The sequence below is a fragment of the Ruegeria sp. AK4 genome (assembly GCF_056541025.1).
This window is the reverse complement of sequence record NZ_JBQFXS010000029.1, coordinates 17,770-34,560: the sequence shown is the minus strand read 5'-3', so window position 1 is coordinate 34,560 and position 16,791 is coordinate 17,770. Positions and strand designations below refer to the sequence as shown.

Sequence of the window (16,791 nt, the reverse complement as noted above, 5' to 3'; positions counted from 1 at the left end):
GATCGTCACGGCCTGCTCCTGTCATGTTCTAGTGCGCGCTACCAGAAATGCACACGAACTGACAGGTGAGGGCGAACTTTGCGACAGAACCCTTTGCTCTATGCGCTTTAAAACGTGAAGCACCTCAGCCGCTGTGATTTCGCGTATTGGCCGATGGTGTAACTCTGCTGCCAACGTGTGAATGTGCCAAATCTTCTTCCGCATCGTTGCATCAGCGAGCTCGCGATCATACGCCATTTGAAGGTATTCTTCGGCCACGAGCAGGAAGGTATTCCGGGCCTGTGTCTCTGCCTCAATCTGGGTGAGACGCCGTTGCACCGCTGGATCTTGACCGTCGGCCAATTGATTGCGGATTTTGTTTCGCTTCCCACGTGCCTCTTTGAGAGAGACGTTAGGGTAGGCACCATGAGTAATCGTGCGTTCTTTCCCAGCAATCTGGTACTTCTGACGCCATAACTTCGAGCCGTTTGGTTTTACCAGAACAAATAGGCCCAGCGAATCATACATCTTGTACGGTTTGTCCTTTGCCTTTGCTTTTCTGATCTTAACGTCCGACAGAGCCATGTGGGGTATCACCTCCCAAACCGGGTCCCAGTACCCCTGTTTGGTACCCCAAAACTGTGGGGTATTGGGTGGGGTACTATGTTCCACCATGTTAAGAATGATACCCGAAAAGCAGTCAAAAACTCAATGAAATTGAGCGTTTATGAGTATCTATGTTCGGAAGAAATGGTGCCCAGGAGAGGACTCGAACCTCCACGTCCATACGGACACTAGCACCTGAAGCTAGCGCGTCTACCAATTCCGCCACCTGGGCAGGTGTCGTGGAGGGGCGTTTAAGCCGACTGGCGGGGGGCGTCAACCGGATTCGGGAAGATTCTTGAAAGTTTTTTGAACCCCACACAACCGGGCTTGGATCCGGCATCGGGATCAGAGCGTTGCGCGGCGAATTAGCGCCTTGTTTGCCGCCGGTCCCGGCGCTAATCCTAGGGCGCAGTCAGTTCGCAGGAGCCTTCTCATGTCCAAGCTGGTCACGATCTACGGTGGATCGGGTTTTGTCGGTCGCTACATCGCGCTGCGCATGGCGAATGAGGGGTGGCGCGTGCGGGTGGCCGTTCGCCGCCCGAACGAGGCGATGTTTGTCAAACCCTACGGCGTTGTGGGGCAGGTCGAACCGGTTCTGTGCAACATCCGCGACGATGCTTCGGTCTCGCTGGTGATGCAGGGGGCGGATGTGGTCGTGAACTGCGTCGGCGTCCTGAATGAGCTGGGCAATAACGCCTTTGACGCGGTGCAGGCCGAAGGTGCCGAACGGATCGCGCGGCTGGCGGCGGAAAATGGCGTGGCGCGTATGGTTCATGTGTCGGCCATCGGTGCGGATGCGGATTCGGACAGCGAATATTCCCGGACCAAAGCGCTGGGCGAGGCTGGTGTGCTGGCCCATATGCCGGATGCCGTGATCCTGCGCCCCTCGGTCATTTTCGGGACCGAGGATCAGTTCTTCAATCGCTTCGCGGGGATGACCCGGATGGGGCCGTTCCTGCCTCTGGTCGGGGCAGAGACGAAGTTTCAGCCGGTTTACGTGGATGATGTGGCCCGGGCCGCCGAATTGGCCGTTCTGGGGCAGGCAAAGCCTGGCGTATACGAACTGGGCGGGCCCGAGGTGAAATCCTTCCGCGCGCTGATGCAGCAAATGCTGGACGTGATCCACCGCCGCCGCGTCATTATCGGCATGCCCTTCGGGGTCGCCCGGATCATGGCGGGCGTTCTGGACATTGTGAAATTCGTCAGCTTTCAGCTCTTTCCCAACCACATCCTGACCCGCGACCAGCTGAAGAACCTGCGCCGGGACAATGTGGTGTCAGAAGGGACCCGCGGCTTTGCCGATCTGGGGATCGAACCCACGACGCTGGAATCGGTGCTGCCCGAATACCTGTGGAAGTTCCGCCCCTTTGGTCAGTATGACGACATTCAGAACTCGGCCGACAATCTGCGGACCTGATCAGCTATAGGCGATCACCAGCAGGATCGCGCCCAGAACAACCCGGTAAATCACGTAAGGCGTGAAGCTGACGCTGCGCAACAGCCGCATCATCAGGCTGAGCGCCAGCAGGGCAGACAGAAACGCAAAACCCGCAGCAATCGCACCGTCCTTGGCCAGTTCTGCGTCGGCTTGGGCAATCACATCCAGCGCCAGCAGCGCGCCCGAGGCCAGAATTGTCGGGATCGACATCAGCATGGCAATCCGCGTGCCGTCTTCGCGGGTATAGCCCAATTGCCGCGCGCCGGTGATCGTGATGCCCGACCGCGAAGTACCGGGGATCAGCGCCAGAACCTGCCACAGGCCCATGATGGCGGCATCGCGCAAGCCCCAATCCTGTGCCTCTTTCGTTTGGGGGCCTTTCTGGTCCATCCAATACAGCAGGAGGCCAAAGCCCAGCATTGCCCAGCCGATCACCGCGATGGATCGCATGGCCACGGCCAGACCGGTGACATGCAGCAAAAGCCCGACGATCACGGCGGGAATGGTGGCCACGATCAGACCCAGCGCCAGCCGCGCCTGCGGCGTATCGGTGCGCCCGGTCAGGGCGCGCGGCGTTCCGGCGATGGCTTGTTTGACGTCGGACCAGAAGTACAGAACCACCGCGCCAAGGGTGCCCACATGCACGGCCACGTCGATCGCCTGCCCCTGATCCTGCATCCCGGTCAGGCGGGGCAGCAGGATCAGATGACCTGAGGATGAGATTGGCAAAAATTCGGTAATTCCCTGTATGATTGCCACGAGAATCAAGTGAAAGAGACTCATCTGCCCTGCCGCGCTGCCGCCCCGTTTTGTTTGTGTTCAATGGGTATAAGTGTGACCGGGAAAAGGAAAGCGCGTAGATAGGTCCGGATCGGAACTAAAAATACGGTAATTTTCCGGACGTTTGACTTGCGCAGCATAATTTTTCCCATTTAGGTCAGCATAGTTGACTTTTCATCCGTACAGTCATCCCGTAAAGAGGTCCGACCAAGCCAATTCATGGAGTCTGACCCGTGGCCAAGCAACCGATGCTGAAATTTGTGCAGATCGACCGTGTCATGCCTGAAAAGCGTGCCGCAGATGACCGCAAGGAAGACTTTGACGAAATCTATGCCGAGTTCGCCGCCGAAAAAGCCGCAGAACAGGCCAGCCGGTGCAGCCAATGCGGTGTGCCTTATTGTCAGTCGCACTGCCCGCTGCACAACAACATCCCCGACTGGCTGAACCTGACCGCGACGGGCCGGTTGGAAGAGGCCTATCAGACCAGTCAGGCCACCAACACCTTCCCTGAAATCTGCGGCCGCATTTGCCCGCAGGACCGTCTGTGCGAAGGCAACTGCGTGATCGAGCAATCCGGCCACGGCACCGTGACCATTGGCACGATCGAAAAATACATCACCGACACCGCGTGGGACAAAGGCTGGATCAAACCGGTGGTTCCGGCGGCGGAACGTAGCGAAAGCGTTGGTATCATCGGCGGCGGCCCCGGCGGCCTGGCGGCGGCGGATATGCTGCGCCGTGCTGGCATTCAGGTGACGGTCTATGACCGGTACGACCGCGCCGGAGGTCTGCTGATGTACGGCATCCCCGGTTTCAAGCTGGAAAAGGACATCGTGCAGCGCCGCAATGATCTGCTGGCGGACGGCGGCGTGACGTTTGAACTGAATTGCGACGTGGACGCGGAAAAGTTCGAAGAGATCCGCGCCAAGCACGATGCGGTGATCATCGCCACCGGCGTTTACAAATCGCGCGACCTGTCCATGCCCGGCAGCGGGCTGGACGGTATCGAAAAAGCTATCGACTTCCTGACCGCCTCGAACCGCAAGAGCTTTGGCGACGCGGTTGAAGATTTCGACAATGGCCGTCTGAATGCCGCTGGCAAGAAGGTGGTGGTGATCGGTGGCGGTGACACGGCCATGGATTGCGTCCGCACCTCGGTCCGGCAGGGCGCGACCTCGGTCAAATGCCTGTACCGCCGGGACCGGGCGAATATGCCCGGCTCGCAGCGCGAGACGCAGAATGCCGAGGAAGAAGGCGTGATCTTCGAATGGCTCAGCGCGCCCAAAGGGTTCACCGGCGACAACAAGGTTCAGGGCGTGATGGTGCAGAAGATGCGTCTGGGCCAGCCCGATGCCTCGGGCCGTCAGGCGCCCGAGGTGATAGAAGGCGCCGACTATGTCGAGGATGCCGATCTGGTCATCAAGGCGCTGGGCTTCGAGCCCGAGGACCTGCCCACCCTGTTCGGCCAGCCCGACCTGCCCGTGACCCGCTGGGGCACCGTCAAGGCCGCGTTCCAGACCGGCGAGACCGAGATGGACGGCGTCTATGCCATCGGCGATATCGTACGCGGGGCCTCTCTGGTCGTGTGGGCGATCCGCGACGGGCGTGACTGCGCCGACGCAATCATCGACCGGTTCAATGCGAAGGCGGCCATAGCCGCCGAATAACCCCAGCAATCAGGAGGCGTGTGATGCCCGAATTGCAAGGCCAATGCATGTGTGGCGCGGTCACCGTGACCGCCACCCCGGCACAAGACGAACTGGGCGCGTGCCATTGCGACCTGTGCCGCCGCTGGACCAGCTCCATGTTTATCGCGTTTCAGGCCGAACCCGGATATGCCGCGCTGGGCCCGGTGAAAACCTTTACCTCGTCCGACTGGGCCGAGCGCGCCTTTTGCGCCGATTGCGGTTCGGTGCTGTGGTACCGGCTTACGCTGCCCGGCGAGATGCACGGGCAGACACATATCGCAGCGGGCCTGTTTGATGACACAGGCCATGCGCTGGAACTGGAACTCTTTATCGACAAAAAGCCGGGCGGATACGCGTTCGCAGGCAAGCATCGGCAGATGACCACAGCCGAATTCGAAGCCATGGTCGCCGCGCCGCAAGAAGGAGACAACCAATGACGAGATACGATGCCGATTGGGTCCGGGCCGAAGAAGCCAAGCGGGCCTGGATGGCCGAAAACGGTCTCTATTCCGAAGAAGAAGAGCATTCTTCCTGCGGCGTGGGTCTGGTTGTGTCCCTTGATGGCAAGAAAAGCCGCAAGGTTGTGGATGCAGGGATCGACGCGCTCAAGGCGATCTGGCACCGGGGCGCGGTGGACGCTGACGGCAAGACTGGCGACGGCGCGGGCATTCATGTGCAGATCCCGGCCCCCTTCTTCTATGACCAGATCCGCCGCACCGGTCACGAGCCGAACATGGACGAGCTGATCGCGGTCGGACAGGTCTTTCTGCCGCGCACCGATTTCGGCGCGCAGGAACAATGCCGGACCATCGTGGAAACCGAGGTTCTGCGGATGGGCTATTACATCTACGGCTGGCGGCATGTGCCGGTCGATGTGACCTGTCTGGGCGACAAGGCCAACGCCACCCGGCCCGAGATCGAGCAGATCCTGATCTCGAATTCCAAGGGCGTCGATGAAGAGACGTTCGAGCGTGAACTCTACGTCATCCGCCGCCGGATCGAAAAAGCCGCCCTGGCGGGCGGGATTTCCGGCCTCTATCTGGCCTCGCTGTCGTGCCGGTCGATCATCTACAAGGGCATGATGCTGGCCGAACAGGTCGCCGTGTTCTACCCCGATCTGATGGACGAGCGTTTTGAGTCGGCCTTTGCGATCTATCACCAGCGTTATTCGACCAACACCTTCCCGCAATGGTGGCTGGCGCAGCCCTTCCGCATGCTGGCCCATAACGGCGAGATCAACACGCTCAAGGGCAATATCAACTGGATGAAAAGCCATGAGATCCGCATGGCCTCGGCCAGCTTTGGCGATTACGCCGAGGATATCAAGCCGATCATCGCAGGCGGATCGTCGGATTCCGCCGCATTAGACTCGGTTTTCGAGGTTCTCGTGCGCGCGGGCCGGTCCGCGCCCATGGCAAAAACCATGCTGGTGCCGGAAAGCTGGTCGAAACAGGCGGTGGAATTGCCGCAGGCCTGGCGCGACATGTATTCCTACTGCAACTCGGTGATGGAGCCGTGGGACGGCCCCGCCGCGCTGGCGATGACCGATGGCCGCTGGGTCTGCGCCGGGCTGGACCGGAACGGGTTGCGCCCGATGCGCTATGTCGTCACCGGCGACGGTCTGGTGATCGCCGGATCCGAGGCGGGCATGGTGCCGATTGACGAGGCCACGGTGACCGAAAAAGGCGCGCTGGGTCCGGGTCAGATGCTGGCCGTCGACATGAAAAAAGGCAAACTGTTCCGCGACAAGCAGATCAAGGACAAGCTGGCCCGCGCGCTGCCCTTTGGTGAATGGGTTGGTAAGATTCACGATCTGGATGAATCCCTTGCCGGTGTGACCGAGACGCCGATCTACACAGGTGAAGAACTGCGCAAGCGCCAGATTGCAGCCGGGTATTCGATTGAGGAACTCGAACAGATTCTGGCCCCGATGGCCGAAGACGGGAAAGAGGCGCTGGCCTCGATGGGTGACGATACGCCCTCGGCGGTTCTGTCCAAGAAATACCGCCCGCTCAGCCATTTCTTCCGTCAGAACTTCAGCCAGGTCACCAATCCGCCGATCGACAGCCTGCGCGAATACCGGGTGATGTCGCTGAAGACCCGGTTCGGCAACCTGAAAAACGTGCTGGACGAAGACAGCAGCCAGACCGAGATCGTGGTGCTGGAAAGCCCGTTTGTGGGCAATGCGCAATGGGACAAGCTGGTCGAAAACTTCGACGCGCCGCTGGTCGAGATCGACTGTAGTTTCGAACCCGGCCGCAGTGCGCTAAGCGCCGCATTGTCCCGTATCAGAGCCGAAGCGGAAGAGGCCGTGCGCTCGGGCGCGGGGCATCTGGTGCTGTCCGACATGAATTCGGGTGCGGGTCGTGTGGCGATGCCGATGATCCTGGCGACCAGCGCGGTGCATTCGCATCTGACCCGGCAGGGGCTGCGGACCTTCTGTTCGCTGAACGTGCGCTCGGCGGAATGCGTTGATCCACATTATTTCGCGGTCCTGATCGGCTGTGGCGCGACCGTTGTGAACGCCTATCTGGCCGAGGATTCGCTGGCTGACCGTATTGATCGCGGGTTGCTCGACGGCACGCTGACCGAAAACGTCGCGCGCTATCGTGAGGCGATTGATCAGGGCCTGCTCAAGATCATGGCCAAGATGGGGATTTCGGTGATTTCCTCGTATCGCGGTGGTTTGAATTTCGAGGCCGTGGGCCTCAGCCGCGCTATGGTGGCCGAGTATTTCCCCGGCATGACCAGCCGGATTTCGGGTATCGGCGTGACCGGCATTCAGGCCAAGGCTGAGGAAATCCATGCCAAAGGCTGGGATAGCGGTCTGGACGTGCTGCCCATCGGCGGCTTCTACAAGGCGCGGAAATCGGGAGAGACCCATGCGTGGGAAGCGACCTCGATGCATATGATGCAGATGGCCTGTAACAGAGCCTCATATGAGCTGTGGAAGCAGTATTCCGCCAAGATGCAGTCGAACCCGCCGATCCATCTGCGCGACCTGATGGATTTCAAACCGCTGGGCAAGCCGGTGCCGATCGAAGAGGTGGAATCGATCACCTCGATCCGCAAACGGTTCGTGACGCCGGGCATGTCGCTGGGCGCACTAAGCCCTGAAGCGCATAAGACGCTGAACGTGGCGATGAACCGGATTGGTGCGAAATCCGACTCGGGTGAAGGTGGCGAAGATCCGGCGCATTTCGTGCCGGAACCCAATGGCGACAACCCCTCGGCCAAGATCAAACAGGTGGCCTCGGGCCGGTTCGGTGTGACCGCCGAATATCTGAACCAGTGTGAAGAGCTAGAGATCAAAGTGGCCCAGGGTGCAAAACCCGGTGAGGGCGGGCAGCTTCCGGGCATGAAGGTCACCGACCTGATCGCGCGTCTGCGTCACTCGACCAAGGGCGTCACCCTGATTTCACCGCCGCCGCACCACGATATCTACTCGATCGAGGATCTGGCGCAGTTGATCTATGATCTGAAACAGATCAACCCGCGCTGCAAGGTGACGGTGAAGCTGGTCGCGTCTTCGGGCGTGGGCACGATTGCCGCCGGTGTGGCCAAGGCAAGCGCCGATGTGATCCTGATCTCGGGCCACAACGGCGGAACGGGCGCGTCGCCCGCGACCAGCATCAAATATGCCGGTCTGCCATGGGAGATGGGCCTGACCGAAGCGCATCAGGTTCTGGCGATGAACAACCTGCGCGACCGGGTGACGCTGCGGACCGATGGCGGCCTGCGCACCGGGCGCGATATCGTCATGGCCGCGATGATGGGGGCCGAGGAATACGGCATCGGCACCGCCGCCCTGATCGCCATGGGCTGCATCATGGTGCGTCAGTGCCAGTCGAACACCTGCCCGGTTGGTGTGTGTACGCAAGACGAAAGCTTGCGCGCCAAATTCACCGGCAATGCGGATAAGGTCGTCAACCTGATCACCTTCTACGCGCAGGAAGTGCGCGAGCTGCTGGCCAGCCTTGGCGCGCGCTCGGTGGAAGAGATCATTGGCCGGGCCGACCTGCTGGCTCAGGTCAGCCGGGGCTCGGCGCATCTGGATGATCTGGACCTGAACCCGCTGCTGATCACCGTCGATGGCGCGCATGACATCGTCTACAACCGTGACAAGGACCGCAACGTGGTTCCCGACACGCTGGACGCCGAGATTGTGCGCGACGCGGCCCGGTTCCTGAAAGACGGCGAGAAAATGCAGCTGTCTTATGCGATCCAGAACACGCATCGGACCGTGGGCACACGTGTGTCCAGCCATATCGTGCAGAATTTCGGGATGCGGAACACGTTCCAGGACGATCATCTGCATGTGAAACTGCAGGGCTCGGCGGGTCAGTCGCTGGGGGCCTTTGCGGCGCCGGGTCTGAAACTGGAGGTCTCGGGTGACGCCAACGATTATGTCGGCAAGGGTCTGTCCGGCGGCATGATCGTCGTACGTCCGCCGCAGGTCAGCCCGCTGAAATCGGATGACAACACGATCATCGGCAACACGGTGCTGTACGGGGCCACCGATGGCCACCTGTTCGCAGCAGGCCGTGCGGGCGAGCGTTTTGCGGTGCGGAACTCGGGCGCACAAGTGGTGATCGAGGGCTGCGGTTCCAACGGCTGCGAATACATGACCGGCGGCGTCGCTGTCATTCTGGGCGATATCGGGGCCAATTTCGGTGCGGGCATGACCGGCGGTATGGCCTATCTCTATGACCCCGAAGGCCGGGCCGAGGCGCTGATGAACATGGAAACCCTTGTCACCTGCCCGGTGACGGTGGACCACTGGATGGATCAGCTGAAAACCCTGGTCGAACGCCACGCGCAGGAAACCCACAGCCGCAAGGCCGCCGACATTCTGCAGCACTGGGATGTTGAAAAATCCAACTTCCTGCAGGTCTGCCCGAAGGAGATGCTGAACAAGCTCAGCCATCCTCTGACGACGGAGGCGGCGGCAGTGCCTGCCGAATAGGCTCTGACACGGGCAAAACCCCGGCCTTGCGTGTTTGAAATGACACGCAGGGCTTACTTTTGATCGCATGGGTGGCGCCCACTTCTTGCCCGCTGCGACAGAAAACACCTAGCTTTGGTCATAGTTTGTTCAGGAATTGCAGCCAGCCTGCAGTCCGGCGGATATGAGTGAAACGGAGTTGTCGGATGCCAACAACCTATACGGACCAGTTTTTTGTGCTCGACCCGGCCAATCCGGGGGCGAACGGGACGGTTGTTGGTTCGACGCTGACGGTGCAGAATTTCGATATCGTCGATCAGAATGACGACGGGTTGATCAACCGGCTTCGACCGGCAGGTCAGGGCGACTCGGTCGATGGCTCCGACATCACGGCAACCTATTTCGACGATATGGTGACGGTCCAATTGGCCGACGGATCGCAAGTCACCTATACTGGTGTCACCTTCTATCTGGCCGATGGGCGCGAGGTATTTACCCCTACCGGTACTCAGGTTCTTCAGGACGGTACGTTTGTATCCTCGTCCTTCACCGATACCAGCGATACCGGGGGGTCTTTCGGCTCGGTCGATATTGCAGGTGGCGATCTTGGACCACCCTGCTTTACGCCCGGCACCCTGATTGCCACGCCGGATGGGGAGCGCCCGGTTGAGGCGCTGAAAGCCGGCGATCTGGTGCTGACCGCCGATAACGGGCCGCAACCGATATTGTGGGTTGGCAAGACCACAGTCGCCGCCGAGGGGAAACTGGCCCCCGTTCGGTTCGAAGCCGGTGTTTTGGGGCTGGAACGCCCCCTTATCGTGTCGCCGCAACATCGGATGCTGATCGAGGATTGGCGCGCGGCGCTGCATTTCGGCCATGCCGAGGCGCTGATTGCCGCCCATTGCCTGGTCAACGGCGACACCGTCACGCGGGTCGAAGGCGGTGAGGTTGACTACATCCATCTGCTGTTTGCACAGCACGAAATCATCATCGCCAACGGGGCAAAAAGCGAAAGCTACTATCCGGGCCATGCGGTTTCACTGCCCGAGCGCGAAGTGCAGGCCGAAATATTCCGGCTGTTCCCCGAATTGCGCGCGCGCGACCCGATCCTGCCGGAAACCGCCCGCCCGGTCGTGCATCCGCGCGAGGCGCGCGCCATCGCGATTTAAGCCGTTTCAAACCCGCGCCGCGCGTCGTATAGCTGGACCATGGCAAAGAAGGCAGCCCGCAAATCCAGCGGTAAGAAAAACAAGGCATCCGGCAGGAAAATCCCAGTGCTGAAACGCATTCGCCGCTGGGCGATGCGCGCCGTTCTGGGCGTGGTGACCTTTGTCGTGGCGCTTGTGCTGCTCTATTCGGTGGTGAACCCACCGGTCACCCATACCATCTGGTCCGAATGGCGGCGTCTAGGAAAGATCGAGCGCGATTGGGTTCCGATCGAGCAGATCTCTCCGATCATGGCGCGGTCGGTTGTGGCCGCCGAGGATGCTAATTTCTGCCTGCATTGGGGCTTTGACGTCGAAGCCATCCGGGACGCGCTGGAGGACGGCGGCAATCGCGGGGCTTCAACCCTGACGCAGCAGGTGGTGAAGAACGTGTTCCTCTGGCAGGGCCGCAGCTGGGTGCGCAAGGCGCTGGAAACCTCGATCACGCCGGTTGTCGAAATCTTCTGGAGCAAACAGCGTATCCTCGAGGTCTATCTGAACGTGGCCGAGACCGGCACCGGGCTGTTCGGGGTCGAGGCTGCGGCGGGCAAGAACTTCAACACCAGCGCGGCTAAGCTGACCCCGGTGCAGGCGGCGCGGATCGCGGCGATTCTGCCCTCGCCCCGCAATCGGTCGGTCACGGACCCGTCGGTCCGGACCCGACGGCGGGCCGCGTCGATACTGGACGGGGCGGCCACCATCCGCGCAGATGGTCGCGCGGATTGTTTCGAGGATTGAAACCACCGCCCCGCCAAGGCTAAAGCAGAAGAGTACTCATTGGTTCGATTGGAAGCTCATGGCGCGTCTGTTTCACGTCCCCCTCTCTCCCTACTGCCGCAAGGTCCGTCTGTCGCTGGCGGAAAAGAAGATCGAGGTTGAGCTGGTCGAGGAAAGGTACTGGGAGCAGGACCCGGATTTTCTGCGCCGCAACCCGGCGGGCAAAGTGCCGGTGCTGCGGCTGGATGGGCACACGATGTCGGAAAGCACCGCCATTTGTGAATATATCGAGGAAACCCGCCCCGAACCGCCCCTGATGCCGAAAACCCCCGAGGCGCGGTTTGAGGTGCGCCGGTTGGTGGGCTGGTTCGACGACAAGTTCCATCACGAGGTAACCTCGAAGCTGCTGTATGAGCGGGTCAACAAGAAGGTGACGGGTGAGGGGTATCCGGACAGCAAGAACGTCAAGGAAGGCGCGCGGGCGATCAAGTACCATCTGGATTACATGGCCTGGCTGCTAGATCATCGGCGCTGGCTGGCGGGGGATCAGATGACGCTGGCCGATTTTGCCGCTGCGGCGCATCTGTCGGCGCTGGATTACATCTCGGATGTGGACTGGAACCGGAGTCAGGCGGTGAAGGATTGGTACGCCAAGATCAAGTCGCGGCCTGCGTTCCGCTCGATCCTGGCGGATCAGGTGCCGGGTTTCCGGCCCCCGCCCCATTACGCCGATCTGGATTTCTGATAGGGTAGAGGGGGGCTGTCTGCCCCCGATCGCGCAGGCGCGATTCCCCCCGAGGATATTTGTGGACAGATGAAGAGCGGATCGGAGTTGAAGGAAAGGCTTGTGCAACAGGCTCTTTCCGAGGGGTTTGTGTCCTGTCGTGTGTGTCGTCCATGGGATGTGCCCGAAGTGCCGGCGCGTCTGGAGGCGTTTTTGCAGGCCGACTATCACGGGCAGATGGGATGGATGGCTGAACGCACCCATTGGCGGGGCGATCCGGCGGCGCTTTGGCCCGAGGCGCAATCGGTGATCATGCTGGCCGAGAGCTATACCCCCGAGCATGATCCGACCGGGGTATTGGCACACCCGGAGCGGGGGGCGATTTCGGTCTATGCGCAGAACAAGGATTATCACGATCTGGTCAAGAAACGGCTGAAGCGGCTGGCGCGGTGGCTGATTTCTGAGGCCGGGGGCGAGGTGAAGGTGTTTGTCGATACCGCGCCGGTGCCGGAAAAGGCGTTGGGGCATGCCGCTGGGCTTGGCTGGCAGGGGAAACACACCAATCTTGTCAGCCGGGATTGGGGCAATTGGGCCTTCATAGGGTCTGTTTTTACCACTTTGGATTTGCCCACGGATGTGGCCGAGATGGATCATTGCGGGTCGTGCCGTGCCTGTCTGGACAGTTGCCCGACAGATGCGTTTCCGGCGCCGTACCAGTTGGATGCGCGCCGCTGTATTTCGTATCTGACCATCGAACATAAAGGGCCGGTAGACGAAGAGTTGCGGGGGAAGCTGGGCAACCGGATCTACGGCTGCGACGATTGTCTGGCCGCCTGTCCCTGGAACAAGTTTGCGGTTGCCGCCAGCGATATGCGATACGCGGCGCGCGATGATCTGAAGGCGCCGTTGCTGGCCGATCTGGCGGTTCTGAACGATGCGGAATTTCGGGCGAAATTCTCGGGCTCTCCGATCAAGCGGATCGGGCGGGATCGGTTTGTGCGCAATGTGCTGTATGGCATTGGCAACTCGGGCCGGGCGGAGTTGCAGCCCGTTGCGCGATCGCTGACCGATGATCCTGATCCAACCGTGGCGGATGCGGCGCGCTGGGCGGTGAAACGACTGGCTTAAGTGCCGCAAACAGGCTGGACGCGCTGGTCGAAACCGCTACACCCATGTCCAGCGAACAGATGGAGGACCCGATGGCGTTGGCTTTGGGGGTGGATACGGGCGGCACCTATACCGACGCGGTACTGATCCGGGATGAGAGTGAGGTGATCGCCTCGGCCAAGTCCCTGACCACGCGTGCGGATCTGGCGGTCGGGGTGGGCAAGGCGATACGGGCGGTGCTGGATCAGGCGCGGGTGTTTGCGCAGGATATCTCGATGGCGTCGCTGTCGACGACCCTGGCCACAAATGCCTTGGTCGAGGGGCAGGGCGGGCGCGTGGCGCTGATCTATGTCGGGTTCAAGGACAGCGATCTGGAGAAGCACGGGCTGAAGGAGGCCCTGAAAGGCGACCCCGCTTTGGTGATCGCTGGCGGGCATTCCCATGCCGGGGGTGAAAAAACACCGCTGGATGTGGCGGCGCTTGAGGCGTTCTTAGACTCTCACACAGGCATTTCCGGCTTTGCGGTCGCCGCACAGTTCGCCACCCGCAACCCAGCCCATGAGTTAGAGGTGGCGCGGATCATCCATGACAGGACCGGCGCGCCGGTGACGTGCTCGCATCATCTGTCGGCCAAGCTGAATGGGCCGAAGCGGGCGGTGACGGCTGTGCTGAATGCGCGATTGATCGGGATGATCGACCGGCTGATCGGGCGCGCGCAGGATACGTTGCGCGACCTTGGCATCGATGCGCCGATGATGGTGGTGCGCGGCGACGGCGCGTTGATGAGCGCCGAGCAGGCCCGCGAGCGGCCGATTGAAACCATCCTCAGCGGCCCGGCGGCATCGATTGTCGGCGCATGCTGGCTGACCGGGGCCGAGACGGCGCTGGTGTCGGATATCGGCGGAACCACCACCGATGTGGCTTTGATCCGCGATGGCAAACCGGCGATTGACCCCGCCGGCGCGCGGGTTGGTGGCTTTCGGACCATGGTTGAGGCCGTGGCGATGCGCACCCATGGTCTGGGCGGCGACAGTCAGGTCCATGTCGTAACCGAAGGTCTGGGTGGCGGTGTGTTTCTGGGCCCACGGCGGGTATTGCCAGTCTCGCTGATCGCCTCGGAAGCGCCCGAAGTGGTGCATGCGGTTCTGGATGAGCAGCTGCGCGCCACGACGGTTGGGGAGCATGACACCCGCTTTGCCCGGCGGGTTCCGGGCATTCGCACCGATGGGATCGGCGCGCGAGAGGAGGCGTTGCTGGACCGGCTCGGCGATCAGGTCCTGCCGCTGAGCAGCCTGTTGCGGACCCGGATGGAAAACGGCGCGCTGGGGCGGTTGGTGGATCGGGGGATCGTTCAGGTCTCGGGCGTTACCCCATCGGATGCCAGCCATGTGCTGGGCCGACTGGAGGCCTGGGATGCAGACGCGGCGCGCAAGGCGCTGGAACTGATTGCGCGGCGGCGCGTGGGAACCGGCGATATGCTGGCCAGCACGCCCGAGGATCTGGCGCAGATGATCGTGGATCAGCTGACCGAACAGACCAGCCTGACCTTGTTAGAGACTGCTTTTGCGGAAGAGGCTGAGGATTTTGGCCTTCCCGCCGCGGACCTGGCCCGGCATGTTCTGACGCAAAAAAGTCTGGCGAAGCATCGCGGATTGCTGGCGCTGGATGCCGCGCTGAACGTGGATGTGGTGGGTTTGGGTGCCTCCGCCCCCAGCTATTACCCCGCTGTCGGGGAACGCCTGCATTGCCGGATGGTGCTGCCGGACCATGCAGGCGTTGCCAACGCCATCGGGGCCGTCGTCGGGCGGCTGACACTGCGCCGGACCGGCACCGTCACTTCACCGGCTGAAGGGCGCTATCGCGTGCATCTGGAGGACGGGCCACAGGATTTCACATCGGCGGATGAGGCGCTGGGACTGCTGGAAACCGTGTTGCGGCAAGAGGCGGAAGGTGAGGTACGTCAGGCCGGTGCGGCAGATATCCGGGTTGTCGTGGACCGCGATATCCGAACCGCCCGGATCGAGGCGCAGGACGTTTTTGTCGAAGCGATGATCACGGTCGAGGCCAGCGGCAGGCCCCGGGTTGCGACGGGCTAGGCACTATCACTGGCGGTCACTTCTTTCAGTTGCACTATCTGTAGTTCGTATCTCAAAATTTAGATTCGACTCCAAGGCGCGCTGTGGATAAAATGAAAGCGCCCGGGGATTCCCGAGCGCTAACCGCTGTTTCGCAACGGATCGTGTCGCTAAACACAATGTCAGATTCACATGATCTGGTATTGTCGGTCAAGCGCAAAGCAGCTTCTTCAGATCGCGTGGCTCTTCGCTGCGCATAAAGGAGTATACTGCAATGTACTTTAAACTTTACCGTGATCGTTCCAATGACTGGCGTTGGACGTTGAAAGCCGCAAACCATCTTACAGTTGCGGATTCCAGCGAAGGGTATTGCAACAAATCTGACGCCCTCAACGGAATAAGTTTGGTCAAAGGATCGGGCAACGCGCCAGTCTATGAGTAGAAAAGTGGGCGGCGTCTGTTTTTTGCGCCGCCTTTTTTTATTCCGCAGCGCTGCGCTTGGGCAGGACCCAGCCGGTGCGCGGGAAATGGCAGGTATAGCCGTTGGGGATGCGCTCAAGGTAGTCCTGATGTTCCGGCTCGGCCTCCCAGAAATCGCCGACGGGCTCGACCTCGGTCACGACCTTGCCGGGCCATAGCCCGCTGGCGTCCACATCGGCGATGGTGTCGAAAGCGACCTGTTTCTGTGCCTCATCGACATAATAAATGGCCGAGCGGTAGCTCATCCCGATGTCGTTGCCCTGACGATTCACCGTGGTCGGGTCGTGGATCTGAAAGAAGAACTCCAGCAGTTCCCGATAGGTGATCTTGGCGGGATCAAAGAAAATCTCGATCCCTTCGGCGTGGGTGCCGTGGTTGCGATAGGTGGCGTTGGGCACATCCCCGCCGGTATAGCCGACGCTTGTGCGGGTGACGCCGGGCAGCTTGCGGATCAGGTCCTGCATGCCCCAAAAGCAGCCCCCTGCGAGTACGGCGCGATGTTCGGTCATTGGATCTCCTCCACATGGATCAGGTATTCGCCATAGCCTTCGGCCTCCATCTGGTCGCGATGGATGAACCGCAGCGCGGCAGAGTTGATGCAGTAGCGCAGCCCGCCATGTTCACGCGGACCGTCCGGGAACACGTGGCCCAGATGGCTGTCGCCGTGCTTCGACCGCACCTCGGTCCGGATCATACCATGCGTTGTGTCATGGAACTCTTCCACATGTTCGTGAATGATGGGTTTGGTGAAGCTGGGCCAGCCGCAACCGGATTCGTATTTGTGGGTCGAGGCGAACAGCGGCTCGCCCGAGACGATATCCACATAGATACCCGGTTCCTTGTTGTTCAGATGCTTGCCGGTGCCGGGGCGTTCCGTGCCGCTGTGCTGGGTGACGCGGAATTCCTCGGGTGAGAGGGCGGCGATGGCCTCGGGGTTTTTGGTGTATCGGGTCATGGCTCCTGCGATTCCTTTTGGTTTGCCACAGTAGATGGGGTTCGGCGGGCGAAAGCAAAGGCTTGTTGTATGACCTCGCGCAGACGTGCGGC

Annotated in this window: 14 protein-coding genes and 1 tRNA gene; 10 read left to right on the top strand and 5 right to left on the bottom strand. The window is 61.0% G+C overall.

Features of this window, described 5'->3' with window-relative positions:
* Positions 1-21: 21 nt before the first annotated feature.
* Together ACR0EZ_RS24040 and ACR0EZ_RS24035 are read right to left on the bottom strand one after the other, a co-directional pair.
* Positions 22-564: a tyrosine-type recombinase/integrase gene (locus ACR0EZ_RS24040; RefSeq protein WP_480617326.1), complete on the bottom strand. Its 543-nt coding sequence runs from the start codon at positions 562-564 to the stop codon at positions 22-24.
* 166 nt (positions 565-730) lie between these two features.
* Positions 731-817: transfer RNA gene (locus ACR0EZ_RS24035), tRNA-Leu, on the bottom strand.
* Between the two features lie 201 nt (positions 818-1,018).
* Between ACR0EZ_RS24035 and ACR0EZ_RS24030 the strand changes: the two genes are divergently transcribed.
* Positions 1,019-2,002, top strand: coding sequence for a complex I NDUFA9 subunit family protein (locus ACR0EZ_RS24030; protein WP_480617325.1), 984 nt, complete (start codon positions 1,019-1,021; stop codon positions 2,000-2,002).
* On the opposite strand, the gene ACR0EZ_RS24025 is transcribed toward ACR0EZ_RS24030, so the two are convergent.
* Positions 2,003-2,806, bottom strand: coding sequence for an undecaprenyl-diphosphate phosphatase (locus ACR0EZ_RS24025; RefSeq protein ID WP_480617324.1), 804 nt, complete (start codon positions 2,804-2,806; stop codon positions 2,003-2,005). It lies immediately after the preceding gene.
* Positions 2,807-3,036: 230 nt separating this feature from the next.
* On the opposite strand from ACR0EZ_RS24025, the gene ACR0EZ_RS24020 reads away from it, so the two are divergent.
* The 9 genes from ACR0EZ_RS24020 to ACR0EZ_RS23980 all read left to right on the top strand — a co-directional run bounded on the left by ACR0EZ_RS24020 (position 3,037) and on the right by ACR0EZ_RS23980 (position 15,706).
* The gene (locus ACR0EZ_RS24020; protein ID WP_480617323.1) at positions 3,037-4,470 is read left to right on the top strand and encodes an NAD(P)-dependent oxidoreductase; all 1,434 of its coding nucleotides are present in this window, start codon (positions 3,037-3,039) and stop codon (positions 4,468-4,470) included.
* A gap of 23 nt (positions 4,471-4,493) precedes the next feature.
* Positions 4,494-4,928, top strand: coding sequence for a GFA family protein (locus ACR0EZ_RS24015; protein ID WP_480617322.1), 435 nt, complete (start codon positions 4,494-4,496; stop codon positions 4,926-4,928).
* Positions 4,925-9,457, top strand: coding sequence for a glutamate synthase large subunit (gene gltB, locus ACR0EZ_RS24010; protein ID WP_480617321.1), 4,533 nt, complete (start codon positions 4,925-4,927; stop codon positions 9,455-9,457). Before ACR0EZ_RS24015 ends, gltB begins: the two co-directional genes overlap by 4 nt.
* A gap of 185 nt (positions 9,458-9,642) precedes the next feature.
* Positions 9,643-10,605 carry a Hint domain-containing protein gene (locus ACR0EZ_RS24005; protein WP_480617319.1) on the top strand — a complete coding sequence of 321 codons (963 nt, stop codon included), beginning with the start codon at positions 9,643-9,645 and terminating at the stop codon, positions 10,603-10,605.
* A gap of 39 nt (positions 10,606-10,644) precedes the next feature.
* The gene (gene mtgA / locus ACR0EZ_RS24000) at positions 10,645-11,379 is read left to right on the top strand and encodes a monofunctional biosynthetic peptidoglycan transglycosylase (RefSeq protein WP_480617317.1); all 735 of its coding nucleotides are present in this window, start codon (positions 10,645-10,647) and stop codon (positions 11,377-11,379) included.
* 58 nt (positions 11,380-11,437) lie between these two features.
* Positions 11,438-12,103, top strand: a complete 666-nt coding sequence (fzlA, locus tag ACR0EZ_RS23995; RefSeq protein ID WP_480617316.1) for an FtsZ-binding protein FzlA — start codon at positions 11,438-11,440, stop codon at positions 12,101-12,103.
* 69 nt (positions 12,104-12,172) lie between these two features.
* Positions 12,173-13,210 (top strand): tRNA epoxyqueuosine(34) reductase QueG, encoded by a 1,038-nt coding sequence (queG, locus tag ACR0EZ_RS23990; RefSeq protein ID WP_480617314.1) that lies wholly within the window; start codon positions 12,173-12,175, stop codon positions 13,208-13,210.
* Positions 13,211-13,281: 71 nt separating this feature from the next.
* Positions 13,282-15,285 (top strand): hydantoinase/oxoprolinase family protein, encoded by a 2,004-nt coding sequence (locus tag ACR0EZ_RS23985; RefSeq protein WP_480617328.1) that lies wholly within the window; start codon positions 13,282-13,284, stop codon positions 15,283-15,285.
* Between the two features lie 253 nt (positions 15,286-15,538).
* Positions 15,539-15,706, top strand: coding sequence for a YegP family protein (locus tag ACR0EZ_RS23980; protein WP_480617313.1), 168 nt, complete (start codon positions 15,539-15,541; stop codon positions 15,704-15,706).
* A 37-nt stretch (positions 15,707-15,743) separates the two neighbouring features.
* On the opposite strand, the gene msrA is transcribed toward ACR0EZ_RS23980, so the two are convergent.
* On the bottom strand, positions 15,744-16,253 hold the full coding sequence (msrA, locus tag ACR0EZ_RS23975; RefSeq protein WP_480617312.1) for a peptide-methionine (S)-S-oxide reductase MsrA: 510 nt from the start codon (positions 16,251-16,253) through the stop codon (positions 15,744-15,746).
* Positions 16,250-16,699, bottom strand: a complete 450-nt coding sequence (gene msrB, locus ACR0EZ_RS23970; protein ID WP_480617310.1) for a peptide-methionine (R)-S-oxide reductase MsrB — start codon at positions 16,697-16,699, stop codon at positions 16,250-16,252. The genes msrA and msrB overlap by 4 nt, the downstream gene beginning before the upstream one ends.
* Positions 16,700-16,791: the final 92 nt, after the last annotated feature.

What these genes read in the sequence shown, in the direction of transcription:
- msrA (WP_480617312.1), bottom strand. Translation starts at nt 16,253, where the DNA reads ATGACCGAACATCGCGCCGTACTCGCAGGGGGCTGCTTTTGGGGCATG.
- ACR0EZ_RS24040 (WP_480617326.1), bottom strand. Translation starts at nt 564, where the DNA reads ATGGCTCTGTCGGACGTTAAGATCAGAAAAGCAAAGGCAAAGGACAAA.
- ACR0EZ_RS24005 (WP_480617319.1), top strand. Translation starts at nt 9,643, where the DNA reads ATGCCAACAACCTATACGGACCAGTTTTTTGTGCTCGACCCGGCCAAT.
- mtgA (WP_480617317.1), top strand. Translation starts at nt 10,645, where the DNA reads ATGGCAAAGAAGGCAGCCCGCAAATCCAGCGGTAAGAAAAACAAGGCA.
- ACR0EZ_RS24015 (WP_480617322.1), top strand. Translation starts at nt 4,494, where the DNA reads ATGCCCGAATTGCAAGGCCAATGCATGTGTGGCGCGGTCACCGTGACC.
- fzlA (WP_480617316.1), top strand. Translation starts at nt 11,438, where the DNA reads ATGGCGCGTCTGTTTCACGTCCCCCTCTCTCCCTACTGCCGCAAGGTC.
- ACR0EZ_RS23980 (WP_480617313.1), top strand. Translation starts at nt 15,539, where the DNA reads ATGTACTTTAAACTTTACCGTGATCGTTCCAATGACTGGCGTTGGACG.
- gltB (WP_480617321.1), top strand. Translation starts at nt 4,925, where the DNA reads ATGACGAGATACGATGCCGATTGGGTCCGGGCCGAAGAAGCCAAGCGG.
- msrB (WP_480617310.1), bottom strand. Translation starts at nt 16,699, where the DNA reads ATGACCCGATACACCAAAAACCCCGAGGCCATCGCCGCCCTCTCACCC.
- ACR0EZ_RS24025 (WP_480617324.1), bottom strand. Translation starts at nt 2,806, where the DNA reads ATGAGTCTCTTTCACTTGATTCTCGTGGCAATCATACAGGGAATTACC.
- queG (WP_480617314.1), top strand. Translation starts at nt 12,173, where the DNA reads ATGAAGAGCGGATCGGAGTTGAAGGAAAGGCTTGTGCAACAGGCTCTT.
- ACR0EZ_RS23985 (WP_480617328.1), top strand. Translation starts at nt 13,282, where the DNA reads ATGGCGTTGGCTTTGGGGGTGGATACGGGCGGCACCTATACCGACGCG.
- ACR0EZ_RS24030 (WP_480617325.1), top strand. Translation starts at nt 1,019, where the DNA reads ATGTCCAAGCTGGTCACGATCTACGGTGGATCGGGTTTTGTCGGTCGC.